A 25,365-nucleotide genomic window follows, 5' to 3' on the forward strand; every position below is an offset into this window, starting at 1 on the left:
CCTATCGTGTCTAAGAACCATCACGAAAGATTTGAAAAAAGCGCCGGTCTGTTGGCTATCGGTACTGTTGTGGCAATCAGCTTCGGTACTTTAGTGGAAATCACCCCACTGATTTTCTTAAAAGAAACCACAGAGCCAGTAGACGGGCTAAAACCTTACACTGCACTGCAAATGGAAGGCCGTGATATTTTTATCCGTGAAGGTTGTGTCAACTGTCACAGCCAGATGATCCGCCCATTCCGGCATGAAGTAGAGCGTTACGGCCACTACTCAGTTGCAGGAGAAAGCGTGTGGGAACACCCATTCCTGTGGGGTTCCAAACGAACAGGTCCAGATCTGGCCCGTGTTGGTGGTCGCTATAGCGATGACTGGCACCATGCTCACCTGATGGATCCACGTTCTGTTGTGCCTCAATCCAATATGCCAGGCTACCCATGGTTAGACCGCAACGTACTGGATGGCAAGTTAACAGCGAAGAAGATGGAAGTCTTTAACCTGTTAACCAAAGGCAAAATGCCCCCGAACGATGAAGATGGCGTGATGTACTCCGCTGACGACATCGCTGGCGCAGAAGAAGCAGTGAAGGGCAAAACTGAAATGCAAGCCCTGATCTCTTACCTGCAGTCACTGGGCACGGCGTTGAAGTAATCCTATGGATTTCGCAACTCTACACAGCATTTTTACAGTGGTCGTGTTTGTAGGCTTTATTGGCCTCGTTGTCTGGCTGTTCTTGTTAAAGCGCAGACCAGACTTCGATGAGCAGGCTAACCTGCCTTTTGCCGATGACAAGCCACAACAACAACAGAAACAGGAATCGGATCATGAGTAGCTTTTGGAGCATTTGGATCATCGTTTTAACGCTTGCCGTTATAGTATTGTGCTTCGTGCTGCTGACCTGGAACCTCAAGAACTATGTTGGGGTGAAAGAAGGCGAATCGACTGGCCATGAATTTGATGGCATAGAAGAAATTAACAACCCGCTGCCGAAATGGTGGACTTACATGTTCTACGCATGTATTGCCTGGTCTGTCTATTACTTCGCAGCTTATCCAGGTCTGGGCCAATGGAAAGGTTTATTGCAATGGACCAGCTCTAATCAGGGCATAAAAAGCCTGGCAGAGTCTAAAGCGGCTATTGAATCAGCCAAAGCCGAAGGCCGCAATGTGCAGTTGGACCGTGAATACGAAGCGGCTAACGAGACTTATGGTAAAGAATTTGCCAAGTACACCAGTCGCGACATTATGGACCTGGCATACGACCCTGCCGCACTGAAAATTGGTCAGCGCCTGTTTTTACAAAACTGCGCTCAGTGCCATGGGTCAGATGCCCGCGGTCAGCGAGGCTTCCCTAACCTGACGGATGACGACTGGTTATATGGTGGCACGCCGGATAAAATCGTCGAGACTATTACCCATGGCCGTAAAGCCGCCATGCCTGCCTGGGGTGAAGCTTTGGGTGAGCAGGGTGTGAAAGAAATGACGGCCTATGTGCTAGGTTTGTCTGGTCGTAAGGTGAACGATAAAGACGCCGAAGCCGGTAAAGCCAAGTTTGGTATGTGTGCAGCCTGTCACGGCGCTGACGGTAAAGGCAGCCTTGCCCATAACCTGCCCTTTGGTGCACCTAACCTGACTGACAACATCTGGTTGTATGGCGGTTCAGCTGGCACTGTCGCTGAAACCATCAACCACGGTCGCAATGGACAGATGCCCACGTTTAAAGACACACTGGGCAATGATAAGATCCATATTATCGCTGCCTATGTCTACCGGTTATCCCGTCCGGAAGAGTCCACCAAATAACCCGGTGGTTTGACTAAACTAAGCCCCACCTGTGGGGCTTAGTGCTATCTAAAGTGAGAGAATTTGATGTCAACTGTGCAAAAAGCTTGGTACAAGCAAGTCTGGCCCTGGGTATTACTGGCTTTTCCTTTAGTATCCTTTATCAAAGCTGGCCATACCATCTATGTGATGCAAGGCGCCAATCCAGATTTGGTTGTCGATGATTATTACAAAGAAGGCCGGGCTATTAATATGAACCTGGCACTGTACCGCGAAGCCGCGCTTAGAAATTTGCATGCAACCACGCTGATTGCCGGTAATCAGGTGATTGTGCGCTTCCAGGAAAATAAAACCCTGGGCCAACATCTGAAAGTCGAATTCTTCCACAATACTATTGCAGCCAAAGATTTCGTGGTGACGGCAGAGCGCAGCGGGGAAAACCTCTATGTAGCAACCCTACCCTCCACCTTAAGCGGCAAATGGAACCTGATCGTGTCTGATGAGCACAAAGACTGGAAATTAAGAGCCACTGCAATGCTGCCCGTGCAGCAAGAAATTCCGTTGGGTTATTAATCAGGAGCTGTTGTTGTGTTGTGTTTTCATTGCCATGAACCTGTTCCTGACGGCAGTCAGTTTCTGCTGACCATCGAAGGCCAAGCCCAGCCATTTTGTTGCCCTGGCTGCCAGGCGGTGGCGCAGACCATAGTCGAACAGGGACTGACGGACTATTACAAATTCCGCACCGCTCCGGCCAGCAAAGCTGGCCTGGTGCCTGATGAGCTGAAACTGCAAAACTACGATAGTGCCGACGTACTCACGGATATTACCCAACACACTGCCGCTGGCACTCAAATCGAACTGTCGTTATCCGGCATGAGCTGTGCGGCTTGCGCCTGGTTGATTGAAAAGCAACTTAGTGCTGAGTCTGCTATTCATAAGGCTTCCGTCAACTCGTCAACTGCCCGCCTGCAGCTGGTTTGGGATGCTGACCGATTAAAACTGAGCGCCATACTGAAAAAAATCCAGGCGCTGGGTTATCAGGCCAACCCTTTTATCGCTGACAATGAAGAGCAACAGGAACAGGCAGAGCTACGCCAGTTTCTGAAACGTCTGGCCGTATCAGGCATTATGAGCATGCAAGTCATGATGCTGGCGGTTGGGCTCTATTTCGGCGAATACACCGGAATTGAAGCGCAGTTTGAAGGTTTTCTGCGCTGGATTTGTTTATTGCTCGCCACGCCTGTGGTGTTTTATGCCGGCAAACCCTTTACCCAAAGTGCCTGGCGCGCCGTAAAAGCTGGCCAGCTCAATATGGATGTGCCAGTCACACTGGCGGTGTTCTATACTTTTTTCGCTTCTGTGTATGCCACCGTATTTAAAACAGGTGAAGTGTATTTCGAATCTGTCACCATGTTTATCTTTTTGCTGCAGCTGGGCAAGTTTTTTGAATTTCGCGCCCGCGCCCGCGCCAGAGCAGCCACAGGCAACCTGCTGAAAGTGATGCCAGTGTCGGCCCGCTTGCTTGGTGGCGGCGAACCGCAGATCGTCTCGGCAAAACGTTTACAGCCGGGCGATCGCATTCTGGTGCAAGCCGGAGAGACCATAGCGGCAGACGGCCTGGTGCGTTCAGGCATCAGCTCAGCCGATGAATCCATGATGACCGGTGAATACAAAGCGGTCGCCAAACGGCCGGGCGATACCGTACTGGCTGGCAGTTTGAACCACGATGGTCTGTTGGAGATTGAAGTGTCGCAGGCGTTGCCTAGTTCGCGACTTGGCCAAATCATTGCGCTGCAGCAGCAAACACTGAACCAAAAACCACAAATTATTGAAAAAACTACCCGCCTCGCGCAGTTTTTTATCCAGCGCTTACTCATTATTGCGACCCTGACCTTTATCGTCTGGTACTTCTGGATTGACCAGGAACGTGCCTTCTGGGTGACCTTATCTGTGCTGGTCGCAACCTGCCCTTGCGCACTGACCCTGGCCACCCCAACAGCCATCACCTGTGCCTTAGCCCGGTTGAATCGCCAGGGCATTTTGATTAAGAACCAGCAAGTGCTCGAAGCGCTGCCCAAACTGACCACCTTGTTTCTCGACAAAACCGGCACCCTGACCCAAGGCCGCTTTAGCATCGCGCGCAAGGTCAGCTTTTCAGACCAATGGTCGGAAACAGAACTGCTGGCTCTGATTGCCCGGCTTGAGACCTATTCAGAGCACCCTATAGCCAGCGCATTTGCCCCCTACCTGACTCCAGGCGACCCACTAAGTCAGGTACAGCTGCATGTGGGTGAAGGTCTGTCCGCACTCTGGACAAGCCCCGATGGTCAGCAGCGTCAGCTTCAGGTTGGTAGTGCAGCATTTTGCCGTTGCACGACCGTTGAGGCAGCGCAAGTTTACTGCTCTATCGACGGCAAACTTCAACTGGCTGTGGAGCTGGACGATAAACTGCGCCCGGAAACTGCTGCCACTCTGGTTGCACTGCATCAACAACAGCTGAAACTGGTCTTATTGACCGGTGACAGTTCTTCTCAGGTTGAACAACTGGCCAGTCAGCTGCCATTTGACCGGGTCGAAAAAAGCTGTAGCCCGGAACGCAAAGTCGAACTGGTGCAACAGGCTGTGCAGCAAGGCGAACATGTGCTGATGTTGGGAGACGGTATCAATGACAGCCCTTCATTCCACGCCGCGCATGTGTCCGTTGCGCTCGACAGCGGGACGGATTTGTCGAAAAACCAGGCTGACGTTGTGCTGCTGCACAGTGATCTGCGCCAGTTGCCTCAGCTGCTCAGCGGTGCAGTGCTGGCGCAGCGCGTTATTAAGCAGAATCTGTGGTGGGCTATGGGCTACAATCTGCTGATTGTGCCGCTGGCCGTCTGTGGTTTTGTCTCACCGCTGGTCGCGGTGATTGGGATGTCCTTCAGCTCTGTGCTGGTGGTGTCCAATTCATTGAGGTTACTCAAAGCATGAGTATTATTTATGTGCTGATCCCTATCGCCATTCTGTTTGTCTGTCTGGGGCTGGCCATTTTTTTCTGGGCCGTTCGTAGTAAGCAGTTCGAAGATTTGAATAAAGAAGGCTACAGCATTTTATTCGACGACAAACCCCAGAAACCCGAATCGCACGATGACTGAATTTGGCTTGCAACTGCTGAGCTTATTCAGCATTGGCCTGCTTGGCAGCGGGCATTGCCTGGTGATGTGCGGAGGCATGGCTGCCGCGCTGCAGCTTGGCATGACCGATCAAAGCCCTTCACAGCGCACCGCATTACAACTCTGGCTAAGTCTAGGCCGCCTGACCACGTACAGCCTGCTTGGTGCGCTGGTGGCCAGCTTTGGCGCCTTGTTGCTGGCAAGCCTGGGGCTTGCGCTGTTCTGGCTCAAACTACTGAGCGGGCTGCTGTTGCTGGCGATGGCGCTGTATCTGACCCGCCTCTGGTTTGGTCTGAATCAACTGGAACGCGCCGGGGCCGTGCTTTGGCGGCAGATACAGCCCGTTGCCAAAAAGCTATTGCCGCTGAACAGTCGCCGCAAAGCACTGGGCTATGGGTTGTGTTGGGGGTTTTTGCCCTGTGGTTTAGTGTACAGCGCCTTAGGCTGGAGCCTGGCCAGTGGCCACGTCTGGCAAGGCGGCACCATGATGTTCGCTTTTGGTATGGGCACCCTGCCGGCCATTCTGCTGTCCGGCTCGGCAGCCGCCGCGTTGATCCGCCTTAAAAGCCAATTATGGGTGCGTGTATTAACAGGCTTGTTATTAGGCATTTACGCCATTTATCTAATTTGGCTTGCTCTGGCGCCACGCATTTTTTAAGCTGGATTAGTTTTTTATTCAGGGTGGAATTCCACAGGAAGGTTTTATGTCGCACTCCAATCTCAATTGCCAGCACTGTGGCTTTAGTCAGCTTTGTTTGCCTTTTACCCTGAGCACTACCGAGCTGGACACGTTGGATGAGATTATTGAGCGCAAAAAGCCGTACCACAAAAGCGATTATCTGTTTGAGTCTGGAAAAAAGCTGACTGCACTCTATGCGGTACGTAGTGGATCCTTTAAAACCTACACCCTGACCGAATCTGGTGAGGAACAAATCACCGGTTTCCATCTGCCAGGCGATGTGATTGGCTTTGACGCCATTGGTGAACAGCAGCACCCAAGCTATGCGCAGGCGCTGGAAACCGCCATGGTCTGCGAAATTCCCTTTTCACAAATTGACCAGCTGATGGACCAGCTACCTAAGTTACGTCAGCAATTGATGCGGCTGATGAGTCAGGACATCAGCGGCGATCAGCAGATGCTGCTCCTGCTCAACCGGAAAAATGCCGAAGAAAAACTGGCAGCGTTTTTAGCTAATCTGGCTAACCGCTTTGGCAACCGCGGTTTCTCGCGTAAAGAGTTCCGGCTCAGCATGACCCGCGGCGAAATTGGCAATTATTTAGGCCTGACCGTTGAAACTATTAGCCGCTTATTGGGTCGATTCCATAAGGATGAGCTGATCCTGGTCGATGGCAAACTCATTACCATTGTCGATCCTGACGCCCTGCAGCAGTTAGCCGGACAGTCAGTGATTGCCCGCTAAATCCGGGCAAAATTGCCCAGACTCTTGATTTAAAACAAGGTCTGGGCGGGACGATCAGCTTATCTTGGCTACACTTAACTCAAGCGAACGCCAAGCAGGAGATCGACCATGACATCATATGCCAACATTCTGGTGGTGCTCGACCCTTCAGTGGTTGAGCAAAAGGCGCTGGGCAGAGCGATCGAACTGGCCAGATTGCAGGACTGCCAACTCACCGCGTTTTTATCTATTTACGATTTTTCCTACGAAATGACCACCATGCTGTCCGGCGAAGAACGCGAGTCCATGCGCCAGGCCGTTATTGCAGACCGTGAACTCTGGATCCGCGAACTGGTGGCAGATTACCAAGCCGCCGGCCTGCGGATTGATATCCAGGTGGTCTGGCACAACAGACCGTTCGAAGCGATAGTACAGGCCGTACTTGAGCAGCAATTCGACCTGGTGATCAAAGGTACCCACGATCATGACGTACTGAAGTCGATGATTTTTACCCCGACCGACTGGCACGTACTACGCAAATGCCCCTGCCCGGTGTTACTGGTCAAAGACCATGACTGGCCTGAACAAGGCAATATCATCGCGGCAGTGAATGCCGGCAGCGAGCAGACGCATCACAGCTCACTGAATCAGCGTATTTTGCAGCAGGCCAACGCATTGGCCACTTTGCTGCACAGTAAAGTACAACTGGTGAATGCCTACCCGGGCACACCGGTCAATATTGCCATCGAAATTCCTGAATTTAACCCGCAGGATTACAACCAGAACATGAAACAACATCACCAGCTGGCCGTACAGAAGCTGGCGGCCGAATTTGGCATTCCGCAGGAGCAGACTCACGTCGCGGAAGGTATGCCGGAAGATGTGTTGCCCCGGCTGGCGTCTGAGCTGGACGCGGAAATGGTGGTGATTGGCACCATTGGACGCACCGGTTTGTCTGCCGCTATTATCGGCAATACCGCAGAACACGTGATTGACCGGCTCGACTGTGACGTGCTCGCGGTTAAACCGGCGAATTTTGTCTGTCCGCTCAGTAAAAACTAACGCTGCCAGATGACGGGACTTGTGGCGCACAGTATAATGTGCGCCTTTTTTCGTCGGGGTTTTAGTCCATGTCACATTCAGTTCAAGCCAAAGCACAATACAATCTGAACAAACTGCACAAACGTCTGCGCCGCCACGTGGGTCAGGCCATCGCAGATTTCGACATGATTGAAGCTGGCGACAAAGTGATGGTGTGTTTGTCAGGCGGCAAAGACAGCTACACCCTGCTGGATATTCTGCTGAATCTGCAGCAGTCTGCACCTATTGATTTCTCTATTGTGGCAGTGAATCTGGACCAGAAACAACCAGGTTTCCCGGCCGATGTATTGCCGGCTTATCTGAGCCAGCTTGGGGTGGACTTTCAGATTGTTACTGAAGACACCTACTCCATCGTCAAAGAAAAGATCCCGGAAGGCAAAACCACCTGCTCGCTCTGTTCACGCCTGCGTCGTGGCATTTTATACCGCACAGCCAAAGAGCTGGGCGCCACGAAAATTGCCTTAGGTCATCACCGCGACGACATGATTGAAACCATGTTCCTGAATATGTTTTACGGCGGCAAAATGAAGTCCATGCCTCCCAAACTGATCAGTGACAATGGCGAGCACATTGTGATCCGCCCGTTGGCCTACTGCAAAGAAAAGGACATCGAAAAGTACTCCGAAGCCAAAGGCTTTCCGATTATTCCATGTAACCTCTGTGGCTCGCAGGACGGCTTGCAACGTCAGGTGGTGAAAGAAATGCTGCAGGATTGGGATAAACGCTTCCCTGGCCGCATTGAAACCATGTTTCAGGCCATGCAAAACATCACCCTGTCCCATATGCTGGATAAAAACCTGTTTGATTTCGCCGCAGTCCGTCGCGGTGCCACCCTAGCAGAGGGTGATCTGGCCTTTGATAAAGTGGATGTGCCAAAAATCCCTGTTGGTTTACTGGACGACGAGGATTATCAGGAGCAACAGCAGAAGGTTCAGATCCAAACAGTGGAACTCAGCTAAAGTCCTTAGCGCTGATTAAATTCGGCAAAGCGCTGCGCCAGCTCAGCGCTTATTTCCTTCTGCCCCGCTCGTTCCAGTAACTGCATCACCACTTCGGCTGTGCATAAAGCGCCCTGCTGCTGATTACGTCTTAGCTGATAAGCTGACGGGCCAGCAGCCAGACTCAGTCGGGGAATACGCTGCAAATAGGGACTTTGCCGCAGCATTTTCTGACTTTCCTGCCAGGTCGCATCCAGCAGTACTAAATGATGCTGCTCCCAGCACAAGGGTGTATCAGCACTCAGACTTGGCACCTGCCCGCTCGCCGGATACAGCAACCAAAGGCGGTTTTTCGCCGCTAGCTCCAGCAACGTCGCGTCAGGCGCTTTGCGTTGCCACAGTATCCTGCTTACCTGCAGTTCACGGCATGAATTTGGGCATTCAAGCACCAGCTGGCCAGTGTTTGTTGCTCTGGCCAGTTCGCGCTCATGTGTGAGCAAATACAGTGGCATCAGGGCCGGACAAGCAAAGGCGTCGCGTACAATGGCGTCTGACTAAACTCTATGATGGCGCCCTCTGGCAAAGCGTGAGTCAGCATCAGCTGGCAGCTTTTCTGTTCACACTGCAGCGCAGCCTGCACCTTGGGGTTGGCAGAGCTCGCCACAACCTCAGCAGCAAAATGAAGCGTCAGTCCCTGCACCTCTGGCAGCCAGTATTTGCTGACACCCGCCAGACTATCCAGCAATTGATCAAACTGGCTGTGCATACGCTGCAGCACTTTCAATTCGGTTTTTTCAGCTATCGGTAACCTGGACCGCAGTTTGAAGTTCAGATCGCACTGTGCTTCGCCAGCGGGCTGGATCAGGCGGATCAGCGCTTTGTTATCATTCAGTACCTGGTCGTAAGGCAGCACCAGCTCGCCATTGGCGGCCTGTGTCAGCGGCGCTTCAGAGATATCAGTGGTGATCAGTGCTTTATCGACTACACAGGGCTCTGTGGTGCCGGCTTTTTGCAGCTCGAAGGCCAGCGTAATATCACTGAACTCGGCCTTTTCGCTTTTTTTCATCCGGGCATAAAAACCGTCGTAGTTAAACAAGGTGTCAGCATGCACCGGCAAGCTACACAAGAGTGCAGTAGCAATCAGTAGAGGTTTCATCTTAGCTCTCAATATGCTGGTCGTTTACCCGCAGCATTTTTTGAATTTCATTGACGTAGGCCTGGCCACGCTCAGAATACTTCAGCAAACCCGCCACCAGATGCTGGCCTTTCACCTCACCTGTGGTGCGCTGTTTAGCCCGTAATTCACGCAGCTCTTCGTATTGATAAAAAGTGTTCAGGTTGTAGAAATAGCTGGTGACCGCGGCCGCGACATGAGGGAACACCGCAACCTCGTGGTATTTTCCGGAACTGCGCTGTGAAGGCACCAGACCACAACCGGCCTTAAAGCACCACTGGCCAAAAAAGTTAAAGGCTTCCAGTGCAAAACGACTGCTGCCCCAGCCGGATTCTTTGGCAGCCTGCACCAGTACCAGCTCGGCCGGAATAACATCCACCCGCTTCAGCAGCTGAGCAAAGCCTGTGGCATCGACTTCCGGATAATCCAGTTTGAACTCGTCATACAAGCTGAACAAAAACGCATACTCTTCAACCGTCAGCTCGCGCTGGCTGAATTGCTGCTCCAGCTCAATGATCTGCCGGCGCAGGTTCAATAGGCGGGCGTTTTCGCGTTCGACAAAAGGCAGCAGATAGCCAAAGAATTTTTTCTTTTTCTTCTCCACTTCTTTCATCGCGGTAAAGTCTGGTACTGCACCGAGTTCAGGCATACTGACAGGATAAGCTAGGCGTTTGAGCAACTTCCGCTGATCGGCTGCGTCCAGCGCATCCAGTTTCGACGGCATTTGCCAGGCTTCCAGCGATACGATGTCCTCTACAGGAGCAGGATTTAAAAATGGATAAGCGGCACAGTACAGCACAAATGCTGCAGCTATGCTTTGCCCAACGCTGCGGATGACCTTATTTGGCATCGCCTCTCCTGTAGAATTCCCCTGCACTGAGTCAGACGAATAACTTGGTTTTACTTCACTGGCGCGTATTTTAACCACTTCAAATGCGTTTTTCGACCATTCTGCGGTGAAAAAGCCCGCTTACAGGTCAGCAACAAACCATAGGTCATTGATTTAAATACAATTAAAAACTGGCAAGTTCTATGCATAGTTACTATTAACGTACAACAATAAGGACAGTCATTATGTTTAAACTCACTTTTATTGCCGCCACAGTGTTATGGGCTGGGGCCAGTTTCGCCGCCGATTCAGTGCAACTGCAAGAGCAACTGGACAGCAAAGATTTGCACCGTGTTGAGCTGGATGTGGCTGTTGGTCAGGTGGATATTCAGGTGGTGGAAGGCACAGATATCAAACTGGATGTCGAACTGGAACCCGATAACAACTGGCTGGGTTTCGGACCCGATTTATCCGATGCCAGGATTGAGATGCGCCAGCAAGGCGACAAAGTGAAAATCCGCATTGAACTGGATGCAGATGACGATGACGTCAAACAAAGCTGGACTATTCAATTGCCGCAGCATTTAGCTCTGGCACTGGATCTGGGCGTCGGCTCTATTGATATTGATGGGATGAAGCAAGATGCCAAAGTCGATGTCGGCGTAGGCGATGTCGATTTTACGCTGGATACCCGCCTCTACCAGAGCATTGAACTGGACGCTGGTGTGGGTGACACAGGCATTAGCGGCGGAGCGGGTCGTTATCAGACCGAACGAGCCATGGTGACCAGTAACAGCAAACTCAGTGGCTCCGGCACCTTCACCCTAAAAGCCAATGTGGGGGTGGGTGATATCAAGGTGAAACATCAGCAGTGAAGCGCAATCTGGCTGCATTCATCGCCACAGTCCCGCCTGGAGCTGTGGTGTGCTGTGAAATCTATCATCTGTTTGAACACAGCGGCATTTATGTCGGGGACGGACAGGTCATTGAGCTCGCAGGCTCAGGCCTGGTCCGGGCCTTGTCGTTACAACGTTTTTTGGACCAGCGCAGTGGCGAAGAACTGCACCTGGCCACAGAGCCGTCCGGTAAAATCATCGGGTCAGCTGCAGCGGCAGAAAGGGCCCTGGTTCAGGTATACAGCTATCAGTCCTACGATTTATTGCGCAATAACTGCCACCGTTTTACCTACGCCTGCGTCAGCGGCCAAAGCCTGCCCGTCACCAGTTTTTTCGATTTAAAACAAGAGTTGATGCGCTATTGGCGTTTTTCTCCGGGCTGGCACCAGTTTCGCCTGGACTAAGCACGACTTTTTTTCCAGAGGGTGATTGCAAAAGACGTCTAGATGTGTGAAAACGTCGATACAACAATGACTTTCTGAGGATAAACGGGTAGTGGTATGAAAACGATTGAGCGCTCGGGTAAGTTGGACGGGGTTTGTTATGACATTCGTGGCCCTGTTGCACGTGAAGCGAAACGGATGGAAGAAGAAGGCCAGCGTATTCTCAAGCTCAATATTGGTAACCCCGCCCCTTTTGGTTTTGAAGCACCGGACGAAATTCTCAAACATGTGATCCATAACCTGCCTAATGCGCAAGGGTATAGCGATTCACAAGGTATTTATCCGGCCCGTGTCGCCGTTGCGCAGTATTACCAGCAACGGGGGATTCGTGGCGCTGATGCTGACGATGTCTACATCGGCAATGGTGTGTCTGAACTTATTCTGATGGCACTGCAAGGCTTGTTGGATAACGGCGACGAAGTGCTGATCCCCTCCCCTGACTACCCGCTTTGGACAGCAGCCGTCAACCTGGCCGGCGGCAAAGCCGTTCACTACCGCTGTGATGAACTGTCGGACTGGATGCCGGATTTAGCTGACCTTCGCAGTAAAATCACGAAGAAAACCAAAGCTCTGGTGTTGATCAACCCAAATAACCCGACCGGCGCCGTCTATATCGACGCCATGCTGCTGGAACTGCTGGCGATTGCCCGTGAACACAAACTGGTGGTGATGAGTGACGAAATCTACGACAAAATTTTGTATGACGGCACCACCCATACCAGCACGGCTGCTCTGGCTGACGATTTATTTATTCTGACCTTTGGCGGATTATCGAAAAATTACCGGATTGCCGGTTTCCGCGTCGGTTGGATTTTTCTGTCCGGCGCCACGCATCTGGCGAAATCCTACATTGAAGGCCTGAACATTCTGGCCTCTATGCGCTTATGCGCCAATGTGCCCTGTCAACACGCAGTGCAAACGGCACTTGGCGGTTATCAGAGTATTAACGAGCTGGTGGTACCTGGCGGGCGTTTATACGATCAAATGGACCTGGCGCATAAACTGGTCAGCGAGATTGATGGGTTAAGCTGTGTCCGGCCAAAAGGCGCCATGTATTTATTCCCGAAAATTGATCGGAAGAAAATCAAAGTCAAAGACGACGAGCAGTTTGTGCTGGATTTCCTGCGTCAGCATAAAGTCCTGCTGGTGCACGGTACCGCCTTTAACTGGCCTGAACCAGACCACTTCCGCATTGTGTTTCTGCCGCACAAAGAGCAACTGGAAATGGCGATAGGCCGACTGGGTCAATTCGTCAACGGCTACTCGCAATGAGTAGCTCCAGCCACTTCTTTGCGCATTTGTTCCGGATGAAACTGATCAACCGCTGGCCATTGATGCGCAATGTGACCACTGAGAATGTGGCGGAACACAGCCATCAGGTGGCCGTAGTTGCTCATATGCTGGCCACCATCCGCCGCGAGTTGTTTCAGGGCGACATCAGTCCGGATCGGGTTGCCAGCCTGGCGCTGTTTCATGACGCCAGTGAAGTACTGACCGGCGATTTGCCCACACCGGTGAAATACTTCAATGCGCAAATAGCGCAGGAATACAAAAAGATAGAACAGATTGCCGAGCAGAAACTGCTGGCGATGCTGCCTGCCGAACTGCAACCGCATTACCAAAACCTGCTAGTAAGCGACAGTTATAGTCCGTTGGAGAAACAGCTGGTGAAAGCAGCCGACACCTTATGTGCCTATGGCAAAACGCTGGAAGAAATTTCTGCAGGCAATCATGAGTTTGTGCTGGCGAAAAAACGGCTGGAAGGCATGCTGGCCACCTACGAACTGGCCGAAGTGAAATACTTCCTGCAGGTCTTTGTACCGAGCTTTTCCTTATCTCTGGATGAAATCAGCCAGTAAACCTTGGCAGGCACTGCGCAATGGCAGTGCCTTGATTTTCCCCAACTCAATGGTCGCGGCAAGCTTCTGAGGCGAATTCAAATTCAATGGTGGTGTGCTGCAGCTGGTAAGGCGCAAGCAGTTGCCGGATCTCCAGCTTGTAGTCAGGCAACTGGTGCTCTGCATCAGTCAGCACCAGATGGGCTGTTAACACATGCTTTTCGCCATCGAGTGACCATAAATGCAGGTGGTGCACGTCGCTGACAAAACTCAGCGCTTTGAGTTTATCTTCCAGTTCCTGCGTCATTGCCGGGTCAGGTGATATTTGCAAAAAGAGCCCAAAAGTCCGGCGTAAATTTCGCCAGACATTCAGCAGGATAAATAAGGTAAAGCCGATACTGAGCAGCGGGTCTATCACAGCCCAACCTGTCAGGTAGATCAGCAAAGAGCCTAACAAGACTGCAACCCAGCCAAACACATCTTCCAGCAAATGCCAGGTCAATACCTGCTCGTTTTGGGTTTTGCCCAGTCGCAGCTTCAGCACGGCGGCGCCGTTTACCACCACACCTAACACCGCCAGCGCCATCATACCTGGTGCATGAGGTAATACCGGCTCCCACAGTCGCGGCACAGCTTCAATTAAGATCCACAGGCTTCCTACCACCAGGATCAGACTATTGACCAATGCACTGAGTAAAGACCAGCGCCGATAGCCATAGCTGTAGCGTTGGTTCGGCGCTTTGCCGGAGATTTTGGCGGCAACCCAGGCGAACGCAATCGCCATACTGTCACCCAAATCGTGCATAGCATCGGCCAGAATAGCGACGCTATTGGTCATCAGACCGCCAATCAGCTCGATAATACTGAAACAGAAATTCAGCCAGAACGCGACGGCAATATTGCCTGTTTCTGACCCATGGTGATGACCGTGCGAATGGCCATGATGATGTGAGTGACTGGAATGGTCATGCGGCATAACGTCTCCCGACTCCGGCAGTAGATGCTTGATAAACGGACATTAATTACTGCCAGCCAGACTAACTCAACCATCCTGCTGCTGTCAGTAGCCAAAGCAGCAGAAATACCACAATACGGGTGAAAAAACCGGGCAAGGCTGGTACAGTTTTGCCTGAACTCACCGATATAAGCTGTATCACCACTTGTTTTGTTACTTATGCGCACTCCACTGATCTGTTTTAGCTTTGTTTTTCTGTCCTGCCAGTCACAGGCTCTGATGTCCTATGACTACGCAGCCTGGGCTGGTCACAACAAAGATGGCAGCTGGACCAGGCAGCTGGAACAAGCCGTGCAGCAATCTGAACTGCCCCGCTTAAAGCCAGCCGATATTGGCAAATTTTGCCCTGGCTACGTCAGGTTAACCAATCGCGAGCGCAGTCAGTTTTGGGTGGGTCTGTTCTCCGCCATGGCCAAACCGGAAAGCAATTTTCAACCCTTGACCCGTTATCAGGAGAAATTTCACGACGGCAAAGGCAAACCCGTGATCAGTCGAGGTTTATTGCAAATATCGCAGGAAAGCGCAAACCAGCCACGCTACAGCTGCAATATCCGCCAGGCTGAGCAACTGCATGATCCGGCCACCAACTTAAAGTGTGCGGTGCGGATCATGCAAAAATGGGTAAAAACGGACGGCCACATTAGTCAGCCGGACTGGAGTCGTGAAGCAAAAGGCGGCGCCCGTTACTGGTCGGTGTTAAGACCCGCCAGAGGGCAATTGGCGCAGATCCGCCATTTCACCAGCCAGTTACCTGGCTGTAACCTGAGTTAACGCCGACTGAGCCGCCAATTTGCTTAGCATCAGTAAAGAACTGGCGTAATAATCATCTTCAGCAACCAGAGGCTGCGCCAGAATCCCACTCTCACCATGCAACAATGCCTGAACCGCTTTGATACCGTTCGAGGCCGGGTAAGCCGCCCGCTCGCCTGAGGTGACATCGACCCAGTCAGCAATCACTGCATTCTGTGGCCAAAAGGCTAAAAACGGCTGCTCCAATTCGGCTGTCAGCGCTTTGCCCCAAATAAAGTACATCGGGATCCGCACGGCATCGTAGCTGAACCGGCTTGGTTTGTCGGGAGTAGGTGCAACGCTGGCATTCTGATCCAGCCGTATCCAGTCAGTGGGGAGCCTGGTCTCACCGAAACGGCTTAGCGCCAGCAGCTTCTGACCATCCCGGACCAAAGCCTGCCAGTGCTGATCCGGCTCCAATGCAGCAAAATCGTTAAATGCCGGGATCACCCAATACGACAGGTTGATATCGACATAACTGTCGGAATGAAATCCGTTCAAACCGGGCAAAAGTACCGTATAGCCGGCAAACTGCCGAATCAACAGCTGATGAATGTCGCGACGTATCGCGGCTGATGCAGCTGCGTAATTGGAATTTCCCCAACGCGTAGCGGCTTTGAATAATGCCCAGGCAATCAGCACATCACCATCGCTGGCATTGTTCAAATCGTTCACCGCAGGAACGACCCGGCTGTCGTAACGCCAGGCAAATAACCGGCTGTCCTTGCGGGCAAGATTTTTGCGGGTCCAACGCCACAGCGATTCAAAGGTGGCAGCATCGTCGTTAGCCTGCGCAAACAACATACCCCAGCCCTGACCTTCAGAGTGGCTTATTTTATTAAAGGAATCGATAACCCGGCCTTCCGGGGTCACAAAACGCTGTTTGTAGAGCTGCCAGTCAGAGCCGGTTTGCGCCAAGGCGCTACCGGGCAACACAGTCAATGCTGCACAAAAATTAAAGAAAGCCAGGACTACGGCCCGAGTGAGCAAGCCGGCTTTTCCCATAAACAAACTCAAACACACCTCCGGCTTCTGCGGTTTTCACCCTGACCTGGACATCTGGTTTTCCACCCAGTGCAAGCAACCAACTCTGATACAATCCCTCAAGCAACGCACTGAACAGTCGCGCTTCGAATCGCTGCTGTTGCTCGTTACCATACGAAGGCAACGGGAAGGCTCCGTGTTTCAGCATCAGACTGCTGTCCAGCACCTGGATCCGAAGCCAACCCCACTGCAATTCTTGCAATACCACGTTCATCGAGCGTTCCAGCTCGTCAATGCTGTTGTACTGCGCCAAAGGATAGTCGGCGGCCAGGCGCTTGCCTATCTGTCGAAGGAAAGAATCGGCACCGGCTTCACCCGCCGTTTGCGCAATCTCCGCTACAAAAGCCCGGATAAATGGAACCCAGGCGGCCTTAGTCTGCTGACGGAAGAAATAATCTGTCGTGATATCTGTCATATCAGTCATTTGTGCCTCCCACCAGGTATTTCATATACAAACGGATCACCGATTCGTTGTATTCACCAAAACTGTCGTAGGCCACCTGGCCACCAAACTTCAGATCCGGACTTGGTCTGTATTCCCCATTTAAGCCAAAGCTCATGCCAAAACCGGATTTACTGGAAGGTGCATAACCAGCCTGGTCGAAGGCACCCAACGCATAGAATAAATCCAGCGCTGCCTGTGCTGCTGCATCGGTCGGGAACAGGCTATTACCATCTTCGCTGTAACTCTGAAACCCCGGAGCAAATAACAGGTTATAACTCCAGTCCGACGCTGAGGCGCCATAACTCAGCGGGAAGGCCACGCTGACATAATCCTGCGGACTGAAGTAGCCGCCATGACCAAAGGTAAATTTGCTCAGATTTTTATCAAAACTGTTGTAACTGACATGAATACCCAGTTGCAACTGCTCATCCACCTCATGCACAGGCCGGTAATAGGCGCCCACTTCAGCGGCTTCCGAGCGGTTTGACGCGACATTGTCCCCATCGTATTTGTGTTTAGACACTGCACCATAAGCACCGGCAGCACCATTATCAAAATTAAGACCGACGCTGCCCCCCGTCTTGGTAACCGCACCCCAGCGCTCACCACTGACATGGTCCGTGGTGCCAGCATAAGACAACAAACTGTCTTTCACGGCCCGACGCTCTCCCTGCACCACAATACGGGTGTTTTTGGCAATTTCTGGCTGAACTTTCACACCACCGACCACATTGGTTTTCTCAAACCCCAGAGGGGTGGTGCCAACGTCGGCACTCAGAAAATCATTTTTATAACCAAAGGCTAAAGCCACCCCTGAATTGCGTTGAGTTTGTGGGTTGCCTGTGCTGATCGCTAAGGTATCCAGCTGGTCCTGCGCGGCCGCGATCAGGCTTTCCAACCTGGCTCTGCTTTCACGAAAGGCTTCAACCGACGTCGAGTCCAATGCAATGGTGGACGCCCCATAGTTCTCATTAAGAAACTCGTCGATAAGCTGCAGCTGACTGGCGGACAGGTTACGCCCCGTCAGGTCAAACGTCTGAAATAAATCGATGGCCGCCGCCCGGTCAAACACCGTTTTCGCAGCTGCCGTAACGGCTTCTAGCCTTGCGATGTTTGCTGGCGATTCATTAGGGCTGATCGCTGCAGCATCAGACTCCTTTTTGGCGTTTTCATAGGCCACACCTAAATCATCGATATCATCCAACACATCACCCAACACTTCCATCCGGGCACTTAAGCCACTTGAGGCGTTGACCACGGCGCCGCGGCCAAACAGGTTAATGTCGTTTTCGGATTCCACAGTGCCCGAGTTCAGTGAGACCGGTGTCACACTGGCTTCAATCCGGCCACCTAACAAACCTGTCGACAAGGTGACTGGTGTTTCCACCGCCGCCAGCCCAGATGAGCCATCCGAGCCTTCACGTACCCGAAGTACGACGTCCGTATCAATTCGGGTCTGGGTGTCCTGCTCAATAGCCCCTAACATGCTGTCGATTTGTTCAAACACAGTGGCGGTCGGATTACTGACCTGCGCACTCTGTACATCGGCATTACCAGGTTGACCAGGCAGCCAATCAGGTCTGCTGTTGCGGGTAAAACTGCGGCTCTGTTTGCGGTCACGAAACGGGTTGTTTTCTGTTTGCGCATTGTCACGGAACGGGTTGGCAGAGGTCGACGCCGCTGTCTGCCCCCATACAGCAGTGTTCTGATAAGCCAGCTTACGGGCTTTGACCAGTAACTCTGTGGCCTTGTCGTGATCACCTTCGGCCTGAGCAACCCGCGCCGCCAGGATCAGCCAGTCTGGTTGCTGGTTGTTGTTCCAGTTCAGTTTGTTCAGTAATAACCGCGCCCGCTCCGGGTCATTTTTTTGCAGTGCCAGTTCAACGGCCCCAGAAAGCGCTTCTTTGCTTTGCGGTTTAAGCCGCAGCACATAGTCATAAATTTGTTCAGCTTCTGTGGTCTTTTTGCCGTCCTGATACAGCCTGGCCATCGCCAGCAACAGGCTTTCATCTTCAGGGAAGTCACGTAAGTGCGCCGCCAGCAAATCATACGCCAGCGCCAACTGACCTTCGTTTCTGAGGGTATCCGCTTCCCTGACAGCCAGCCCTCGTTGCAGCTGATCAAAAAGCTCTTTATCCGACAAGCTCAAATCGGATCTCAGCATCAGTTCAGACAACAACAGCTTGGCCTGACGGGCATGTCCCGTTTCGTTCAGTACTGTTATGTGGTTCAGGTACTGAGCCGGCGCATCATTCATGCCGCGCATCAGGTCAGTTTCCACAACCTGGTAGGCCAGCCCGGACTGACCATTTTTTAACAGCTCAGATGCCAGATCACCAGCGGCACTGGCCCCCATAGAACCTTGTTGCATCATTTCAGTAATAATCTGCTGAGCGTGCTGCTGATCGCCGGCCGCCGTGCGCTGCAGTACCCGGCTCAGTTTCGCTCTGGCGGCGGCTTGTGCATTTAACTCTCGCATCGCGGCAGTCTGCTGAGCCAGTGGCACTGTGCCCAAAATCTGCTCCACATCCCGCCAGCGTTGCTGTTCACTGGCAAACATGGCGGCCGCAAAACGTGAATCGGCATCAGGTTTGCTTAACAAAGGTTCAAGCACAGCACGGGCGCGAGCCGGTTCATCTTGCTTTTGCAGTAACCTGGCCAGGTCCAGTCGCACCCATGGATCGTCCGGCGCCAGTTTTAACGCGCGACGCAAGCTGATTTCTGCCAGTAATTCGTTGCTGTTCGCTGCATCGGCGCGCAAGCGCTGCACTTCTGGCTGGGATAAGCCCGCAATTTGGCCACGCTCAGATTCTGACAACTGAGCAGACAACCGCTCTGCATCTTCCCAGCGCCCCATACTTTGCAAGACACCAACCAAACCGAGTTTGGCTGCACTGTGGTTTGGCTTCTTCTGCAGTATCGCCTGGAAAGTGCTTTTTGCTTGTTCTAATTGCCCCTGTTTATGCTGCAACTGGCCAGCAACCACTTGAGCTTCCAGATCAAAAGGAGCCGGGAATTTAGCAAGTGCTGTCACCTCAGTTTGTGCCTGATCGTAACTTTGCTGTTCTATCAGCTGTTGAACCCTGGCCATCCGGCTGTAAAAGTCAGCAGATAAATACGCCTGTCGCCAGTTTGCACTCTTGGCTGGCGCCATCGCCATCGCCCTGCCCAAGGTATCTTTTGCCTGGCTGAACTGTTGCTGCTTCAGTCGGATTAAACCAATGCCAGCTAAAGCCTCAGCATCATTCTGGTTTTCGGTCAGAGCCTGACGGAAGTAATTCTCCGCCTGGCTTATTCTGTTGTTGTCTAATGCACGGTAGCCCAGAGTACGGCTGTTCAATATCGCTGCTGTAGAGCCGGTTTTTGCTTTATTTTTAAAGTAATCCATGACTTCAATGTCGTCAGGATTCTGTTGATTATACTGCTCGTACAAGGCTTTATCTGAGGGCTTTACGTCCAGCCACAACAGGGCCTGACGCCAGTTGCTTCGTGCAGTCTCTGAATTTGGTGCTAAATCAGCAAGGCGCCGGATGCCATCACGGCGGCTGCTTTCGTCATAACTTAATACCTGAGCATAAGCGAGCCGAATACTGCCCGATGCGGGACGTAACTCGTGCAACTGCTTGAGTTCTTTTTTGGCGACCGCTAAGCCGTCCGGTGTGCCGGCTAAGGTCAAATAGTATTCAGCGGCTAAATCCTGTGTTGGCGAATTGCCACCAAAGACATCTCTGTAGCGGCTAATAGCCAAATCGTATTGTCCCGACGCAGCCAGCCGGCGTGCCTCACTTAAGGTGGCCGGGTCTATTTGTCTGGCAACCTGCACCGCATTCAGCTCTTTTAACCGCGGGTCTAACGGCGATAAGCTGGCCAGCATGCCCGACCATTTTTTCAGTTCAGGCTCATTGTTGTCGCGTGCAGCTAACACCCCCATGCGGTAAATGGCTTCCAGATTATTCGGGTCGGCCGCCAGAATTTTCTGTAATGCGTCCCGGGCTAAATCACTGCGATTTCTTTCCTGCCAGAAATCAGCCTGCTCAAATAGTCCGTTAAAGGTGGTCTGATTATCCGCAGCGGCCAGCTGGCCACAGACTGACAAGGCAAGTGCAGCCCACAGTGATTTATTCATTTCTACTCAGTCCTTTATTAATTCTGTTCTCGGCCCGGTGTTTTAGTAAAGGGTATAAAATGGCTGCGCCAGCAAACGCAGCCAGAGCCAGCCCTATCACCATAAAAATAATGTGCTGACCAAAAAACCAACGCAATTCCATGTGCCATGGCATGCGGCCAACAGCGATTTGCTCACCGACTCTGGCACTTCGTACTTTACCACCTGCATCGACCAGCGACATATCCCATAATACTTCGCTGCTGACCAAGGGTTTATTGAGTGATTCAATCAGCGATGGTAATTGTGCCGACGTTTCAGCGGCGACCACAACAACGACCCGCTCCTTGTCGACTGGAGAGACGAAACTGAACAAGCCTTGCACATTCTGAGCGCTGTCCAGCACCCTGGCTGCTGCCTTGGTTTCGCGCGACCAGTCGCCTTGCAGGAACCACAGCATATGGTCAAAAGTACTGTATGACTTGACCTGCATGCGATCGCGTTCAACTGCAAAGGCACTTTGATTTAACACCCGCGAACTTTGCAACTCTCTGAAGTTTGAAATCACCAGTAAATCATGGCCTTGCAGGTCTTGCGAATAGCCAAGCCCCATTTTTACACTTAAACCCAATGCCGGATAGCCTGTATCCCGCCCCATGCGGGCAGCTAACTCAAACAAGGTTTCAATTTCTTCATTGCCTGGTTGTTTTGGCAGTAAGGCCACAGTCTCGGATAAGTCGGCACGCCGGGTAAATGGAAAACCCACCCCAACAAAATAAGACAGATTCGGCAGTTGGGTAAAGTTTTTTGCCGCAGTTAAATCAATGCTCGACTCGCCATGAATGCGCCCGGTGATTTCTTTAGGAACATTCAAATTGCAGCCGGGTGAATTGACCGCGAAATGGTGGTAAAGCCGGAGTTTATTTTCTCCGTACAGCATATAAGGGGGAATGCGCAGCTGAGCCGTTTCTTGCCGGGTGTCACGGCCTAACCAGCGGTTCAACATGGCCCAAACACCGGTTTGATTTACCGGTAATGAAGTCAGAAAACGGCCATTTAACGAGACGTCCAATGACGATTCCCGCTCATCCAGCCAGTCGCCTTCCGGAAAATTGTAGTTAATGGTCATTGGAATATATTCACCATCCCAGAAGAACAGGTCCGGAGAGGCTCGAAAGTTCAGCTCAACAGGCGGATGAAACAGACCTTGGCTAGCCAGTTGCGGCTCCTGCAAGAACTCTGAAAACTGCACCACACGCTGCGTGCTGGTCCAGCGTGGCACTTCATAAGGTTGCATCGGTTCACGCGCGGTCTTTTCTGCCTTCACAACTGTACCTTGCATTGCGTTCGACCGCGTCACCAAATAGGTCGCTGCAGTTTTTAGCTCCTCCGGCGTTCTGCCCATTACCAATAACAATTTGTAAACCGGGCTTAGAGGGTTATCTATCAGCCGCAGCTCAGGCCCATTGATCCGAGGGATAGTCAGCCCCTGAATACTCTGATCAGGGGTGACAAACACAATGGCGTTTTCCATCGGGATCAGATTGCGCATCACCGGGAAATTCAGATGTCGATATTCAGCAACCCGCCCTATATAGGACGCCACAATAGCGCCACTGGTCAGGGTGGCCGCACTGGCATTGGCCGGCAACACCACAGGCACCGTCACTCTGTTCATCGCGCCAGGGTTAAAAAACGGCTCAGGGAATTTGGACAGGTCTGCACTGACTGGCAGACGCTGCACAGACATCGTCAGCAAGGAATCGCGCTGCACTTTTACCCAAATGTCTTTGGACAGCTCATTCTGGCATTCCTGCACAGTGCGCCCGGTCAGACGAAACCCCAGATTATTGCTGCTCAGTATTAATGCCGGTTCAATAGCAATATCGACTTCAAGTGATTTTGCATTAAATGGCGACAACTCGACGGTCTGCAATAGTTGCCCGTTGAGCACCACATCCAAAAAGCTTTCATCTTCCAACAAGGCTTCGGAGTAATTCAGTTTTAGTTTCAAGCGGGCACTGCGGACAAACTCATCGTTGCGCAGAGTAAAGTTCATTCCGGACGCGGTGTTGTTACCAAAAAAATAGATGTCTTCAAAAGCACCCAGGTCTTCAAAACTATACATTTCCGTGCGGCCATCCCTGAAATTCGCAGGTTTGACCGAATTATCCGGGGCCACTGTAGGTGCAGGCGCACTTAACGCCTGATTCGATAAAATGACAGCGCTCACCGCGATCACAACCAATAGTGCCAATCTCGCTTTCCAGCCACTGAGCGGTCGTGCAGCTCCTTCAGCTTCGTAATCCCGCTCTTTCTTCTTGACGATGGATTCCTGGAATAAGCCCGCAATTGAGCGCATCACTCTGAAGCAAGATAACAAAATATTATTGTCTTTATGTTCGGTGTAACTTGGTAACCAGGCATCAGCTCGCCCCATCACCACTTTGACCAATTCGCGGCGTTGAGCAATAGGCAGTTCAGAAAACCTGAAACGGATGCACTCCTCGTCGCGGTAAATGGTCTCTACCGGAAACACCATAGCCGTGTTATTTAACGAGATTTCAATATCAACGATCCGCTCATTTTCCTCTTGTTGCGTCACATTTTCGACCTGAGCTCCGCCCATAGAAAGATTCATCGACTTGGTTTTTCGGGTATGACCTGAATCAAGATGCAAAACGACAGGTAATGAAATATCAAGACGAACAGTCCTGCGTACCTGCTTCATTTCACGGGCAACAGCCACGGACGCAAACAACATAATGCAACTGAAGCCAGCCCAAAACAGGTTAAGCGCCAGTACTTTCGGTTCAATATTGTAATACTCATTCCAAATTAACTGGACAATCCCCGACAAGACGCCACAAATCAGCAGCACAAGAGTAAACAAGTGAGGCTTCACAATATCGTAGTCAAAATATCCATTCTCGAGCAAACCGCCCTTTTCAGTCACGTTAAACTTACCTTTACGCGGATTCAACAAAGTCGCAATGGTCGGGATCACCAGATGGAAAGACAACACAGCTTCATAGATTTCCCCCCAGAAGGTATGGCGGAATCGTCCTTGTAAACGGGAGTTGGTGTAGGTGGTAAACAACAAATGCGGCAGCGCATAAGCCAGAATCATCTCCGGCGATGCATCAATAATGTTCTGGCCAAACAGCAGATAATTCAGTGGTGCTGTTAAGAAGACGATTCGGGGTAGAGCAAACAAAAAGTGCATCATGGCGTTCAGGTAACACAAACGCTGTGGCAATGTCAGCCCGCGCCCCAGCAATGGGTTATCCATCCGTAAAATCTGGATCATGCCACGGGCCCAACGGGCGCGCTGACCTATATGCAGCGCAAGGCGTTCTGTTGCCAGACCTGCAGCAAGCGGTAAGCCCAGAAAAGCGGAGTTCCAGCCACGGCGCTGCAGCTTCAGCGCCGTGTGTGCATCTTCAGTCACAGTTTCAACAGCAAAGCCACCAATTTCCTCGATTGCACTGCGTCGGATCACCGCACAGGAACCGCAGAAAAAGGCTGCATTCCAGAAGTCGTTGCCTTTTTGTACAGGCCCGTAAAACAGCTCGCCTTCACGCGGAATTTCATCGCCAGTGGTCAGATTGCGTTCAAAGGGATCTGGCGAGTAAAAGAAATGAGGCGTCTGCATCAGGGCTAATTTGGGGTCGACAATAAAGGCTCCGACTGTGGCCTGTAAAAAAGCCCGGGTAGAGACATGGTCACAGTCAAAAATACAAATCAGCTCACCGTCAGTCAGACGGATAGCGTTATTCAGATTGCCCGCTTTTGCGTGTTTATTGTCGTCCCTGCTGATATAACCAACACCGGCAGATGCAGCAAAAGCACCAAACTCCGCACGGCGTCCATCATCCAGTATGTACACTTTGAGTTTGTCGCGCGGATAGTCAATATTTTGTGCAGCCAGCACTGTATCTTTCACCACATCGAGACTTTCATTGTAAGTAGGGATGTAGACGTCGACTGTAGGCCAGGCAGAAACATCATCCGGCATAGGGACTATTTTACGCTCCAGTGGCCAGATGGTCTGAAAGAAACCCAGGGTCAGGATAATCCATGCGTAAAACTCAGCCAATAGTAAGCCAACGCCGAGAATGCCCTCGAGCAGGCTATCAAACACCAGAGTTTCCGTGGTACGCCAATAGAGGTAGCGCGTGGATACAATGACGCACATCAGCAGCATGACCATATGGGTCCAATGGTTTTTGATACGCGCAACCAAAAACAACAACAAACCACAGGCAAGGCCAAACAACGTCTGGCTATTTAAATCCAATGGGGTAGTCACTATGACAATGGCTACCAGCAGCCAGAAGATAAAGGCCAGCACACTCAGGCTCTTTGAAGGCGCTTTAGAGTCTCTGTTCGTCATTTAATCCCTTTTGCAACGTTTT

The 25,365-nt window shown here is 51.7% G+C and carries 23 protein-coding genes; 15 read left to right on the top strand and 8 right to left on the bottom strand.

All coding sequences use genetic code 11. The features are described from left to right. Positions 1-6: 6 nt before the first annotated feature. The 10 genes from ccoO to ttcA all read left to right on the top strand — a co-directional run bounded on the left by ccoO (position 7) and on the right by ttcA (position 8,390). Positions 7-648 (top strand): cytochrome-c oxidase, cbb3-type subunit II, encoded by a 642-nt coding sequence (ccoO, locus tag ACFO3I_RS05440; RefSeq protein ID WP_377332379.1) that lies wholly within the window; start codon positions 7-9, stop codon positions 646-648. A gap of 4 nt (positions 649-652) precedes the next feature. Next, positions 653-829 carry a cbb3-type cytochrome oxidase subunit 3 gene (locus ACFO3I_RS05445; protein ID WP_377332381.1) on the top strand — a complete coding sequence of 59 codons (177 nt, stop codon included), beginning with the start codon at positions 653-655 and terminating at the stop codon, positions 827-829. After that, a complete protein-coding gene (gene ccoP / locus ACFO3I_RS05450) occupies positions 822-1,799 on the top strand; it encodes a cytochrome-c oxidase, cbb3-type subunit III (protein ID WP_377332382.1) in 978 nt (325 codons plus the stop codon). Before ACFO3I_RS05445 ends, ccoP begins: the two co-directional genes overlap by 8 nt. A 66-nt stretch (positions 1,800-1,865) precedes the next feature. Next, entirely contained in the window at positions 1,866-2,351 is a 486-nt protein-coding gene (locus ACFO3I_RS05455; RefSeq protein WP_377332384.1) for a FixH family protein, read from the top strand. 15 nt (positions 2,352-2,366) lie between these two features. After that, positions 2,367-4,748 (top strand): heavy metal translocating P-type ATPase, encoded by a 2,382-nt coding sequence (locus ACFO3I_RS05460; RefSeq protein WP_377332385.1) that lies wholly within the window; start codon positions 2,367-2,369, stop codon positions 4,746-4,748. Further along, positions 4,745-4,912: a cbb3-type cytochrome oxidase assembly protein CcoS gene (ccoS, locus tag ACFO3I_RS05465; protein ID WP_377332387.1), complete on the top strand. Its 168-nt coding sequence runs from the start codon at positions 4,745-4,747 to the stop codon at positions 4,910-4,912. The genes ACFO3I_RS05460 and ccoS overlap by 4 nt, the downstream gene beginning before the upstream one ends. After that, positions 4,905-5,588, top strand: a complete 684-nt coding sequence (locus tag ACFO3I_RS05470; protein WP_377332389.1) for a sulfite exporter TauE/SafE family protein — start codon at positions 4,905-4,907, stop codon at positions 5,586-5,588. Before ccoS ends, ACFO3I_RS05470 begins: the two co-directional genes overlap by 8 nt. Before the next feature lie 46 nt (positions 5,589-5,634). Beyond that, positions 5,635-6,351: a fumarate/nitrate reduction transcriptional regulator Fnr gene (gene fnr, locus ACFO3I_RS05475; RefSeq protein WP_377332390.1), complete on the top strand. Its 717-nt coding sequence runs from the start codon at positions 5,635-5,637 to the stop codon at positions 6,349-6,351. 108 nt (positions 6,352-6,459) lie between these two features. Further along, complete coding sequence (gene uspE / locus ACFO3I_RS05480) at positions 6,460-7,392, top strand: universal stress protein UspE (protein WP_377332392.1); 933 nt, start codon at positions 6,460-6,462, stop codon at positions 7,390-7,392. A gap of 68 nt (positions 7,393-7,460) precedes the next feature. Continuing rightward, positions 7,461-8,390: a tRNA 2-thiocytidine(32) synthetase TtcA gene (gene ttcA, locus ACFO3I_RS05485; RefSeq protein ID WP_377332393.1), complete on the top strand. Its 930-nt coding sequence runs from the start codon at positions 7,461-7,463 to the stop codon at positions 8,388-8,390. 5 nt (positions 8,391-8,395) lie between these two features. Here ttcA and ACFO3I_RS05490 read toward each other — a convergent pair whose 3' ends face one another. Genes ACFO3I_RS05490 through ACFO3I_RS05500 form a run of 3 tightly spaced genes read right to left on the bottom strand, consistent with a single transcriptional unit; the run spans position 8,396 to position 10,393 of the window. After that, complete coding sequence (locus tag ACFO3I_RS05490) at positions 8,396-8,881, bottom strand: DTW domain-containing protein (RefSeq protein WP_377332394.1); 486 nt, start codon at positions 8,879-8,881, stop codon at positions 8,396-8,398. Beyond that, complete coding sequence (locus tag ACFO3I_RS05495; RefSeq protein ID WP_377332396.1) at positions 8,881-9,525, bottom strand: DUF2987 domain-containing protein; 645 nt, start codon at positions 9,523-9,525, stop codon at positions 8,881-8,883. The genes ACFO3I_RS05490 and ACFO3I_RS05495 overlap by 1 nt, the downstream gene beginning before the upstream one ends. A gap of 1 nt (position 9,526) precedes the next feature. After that, a complete protein-coding gene (locus ACFO3I_RS05500) occupies positions 9,527-10,393 on the bottom strand; it encodes a glucosaminidase domain-containing protein (protein ID WP_377332398.1) in 867 nt (288 codons plus the stop codon). Between the two features lie 224 nt (positions 10,394-10,617). On the opposite strand from ACFO3I_RS05500, the gene ACFO3I_RS05505 reads away from it, so the two are divergent. From ACFO3I_RS05505 to yfbR, 4 genes are all read left to right on the top strand, one after another. After that, positions 10,618-11,247, top strand: a complete 630-nt coding sequence (locus tag ACFO3I_RS05505) for a hypothetical protein (RefSeq protein WP_377332399.1) — start codon at positions 10,618-10,620, stop codon at positions 11,245-11,247. Continuing rightward, on the top strand, positions 11,244-11,672 hold the full coding sequence (locus ACFO3I_RS05510; RefSeq protein WP_377332401.1) for a C40 family peptidase: 429 nt from the start codon (positions 11,244-11,246) through the stop codon (positions 11,670-11,672). Before ACFO3I_RS05505 ends, ACFO3I_RS05510 begins: the two co-directional genes overlap by 4 nt. A 96-nt stretch (positions 11,673-11,768) precedes the next feature. Beyond that, a complete protein-coding gene (locus ACFO3I_RS05515) occupies positions 11,769-12,983 on the top strand; it encodes a pyridoxal phosphate-dependent aminotransferase (protein WP_377332402.1) in 1,215 nt (404 codons plus the stop codon). Continuing rightward, entirely contained in the window at positions 12,980-13,570 is a 591-nt protein-coding gene (gene yfbR / locus ACFO3I_RS05520; protein WP_377332404.1) for a 5'-deoxynucleotidase, read from the top strand. Before ACFO3I_RS05515 ends, yfbR begins: the two co-directional genes overlap by 4 nt. A gap of 46 nt (positions 13,571-13,616) precedes the next feature. Here yfbR and ACFO3I_RS05525 read toward each other — a convergent pair whose 3' ends face one another. Continuing rightward, a complete protein-coding gene (locus ACFO3I_RS05525; protein ID WP_377332406.1) occupies positions 13,617-14,525 on the bottom strand; it encodes a cation diffusion facilitator family transporter in 909 nt (302 codons plus the stop codon). 258 nt (positions 14,526-14,783) lie between these two features. Between ACFO3I_RS05525 and ACFO3I_RS05530 the strand changes: the two genes are divergently transcribed. After that, the gene (locus ACFO3I_RS05530) at positions 14,784-15,335 is read left to right on the top strand and encodes a transglycosylase SLT domain-containing protein (RefSeq protein ID WP_377332408.1); all 552 of its coding nucleotides are present in this window, start codon (positions 14,784-14,786) and stop codon (positions 15,333-15,335) included. Here the strand turns inward: ACFO3I_RS05530 and ACFO3I_RS05535 are convergent. From ACFO3I_RS05535 to bcsA, 4 genes are read right to left on the bottom strand one after another with little or no spacing between them, the layout of a single operon-like run. Next, complete coding sequence (locus ACFO3I_RS05535; protein WP_377332410.1) at positions 15,312-16,289, bottom strand: family 8 glycosyl hydrolase; 978 nt, start codon at positions 16,287-16,289, stop codon at positions 15,312-15,314. The genes ACFO3I_RS05530 and ACFO3I_RS05535 overlap by 24 nt on opposite strands. A 19-nt stretch (positions 16,290-16,308) precedes the next feature. Further along, on the bottom strand, positions 16,309-16,821 hold the full coding sequence (gene bcsD / locus ACFO3I_RS05540; protein WP_377332412.1) for a cellulose biosynthesis protein BcsD: 513 nt from the start codon (positions 16,819-16,821) through the stop codon (positions 16,309-16,311). Then, positions 16,814-20,968, bottom strand: a complete 4,155-nt coding sequence (locus ACFO3I_RS05545) for a cellulose biosynthesis protein BcsC (protein WP_377332413.1) — start codon at positions 20,966-20,968, stop codon at positions 16,814-16,816. Before ACFO3I_RS05545 ends, bcsD begins: the two co-directional genes overlap by 8 nt. Beyond that, the gene (gene bcsA / locus ACFO3I_RS05550; protein WP_377332415.1) at positions 20,961-25,343 is read right to left on the bottom strand and encodes a UDP-forming cellulose synthase catalytic subunit; all 4,383 of its coding nucleotides are present in this window, start codon (positions 25,341-25,343) and stop codon (positions 20,961-20,963) included. The genes ACFO3I_RS05545 and bcsA overlap by 8 nt, the downstream gene beginning before the upstream one ends. Positions 25,344-25,365: the final 22 nt, after the last annotated feature.

The organism is Rheinheimera marina (assembly GCF_042654345.1).
In the GTDB taxonomy this organism is placed as follows: domain Bacteria; phylum Pseudomonadota; class Gammaproteobacteria; order Enterobacterales; family Alteromonadaceae; genus Pararheinheimera; species Pararheinheimera marina.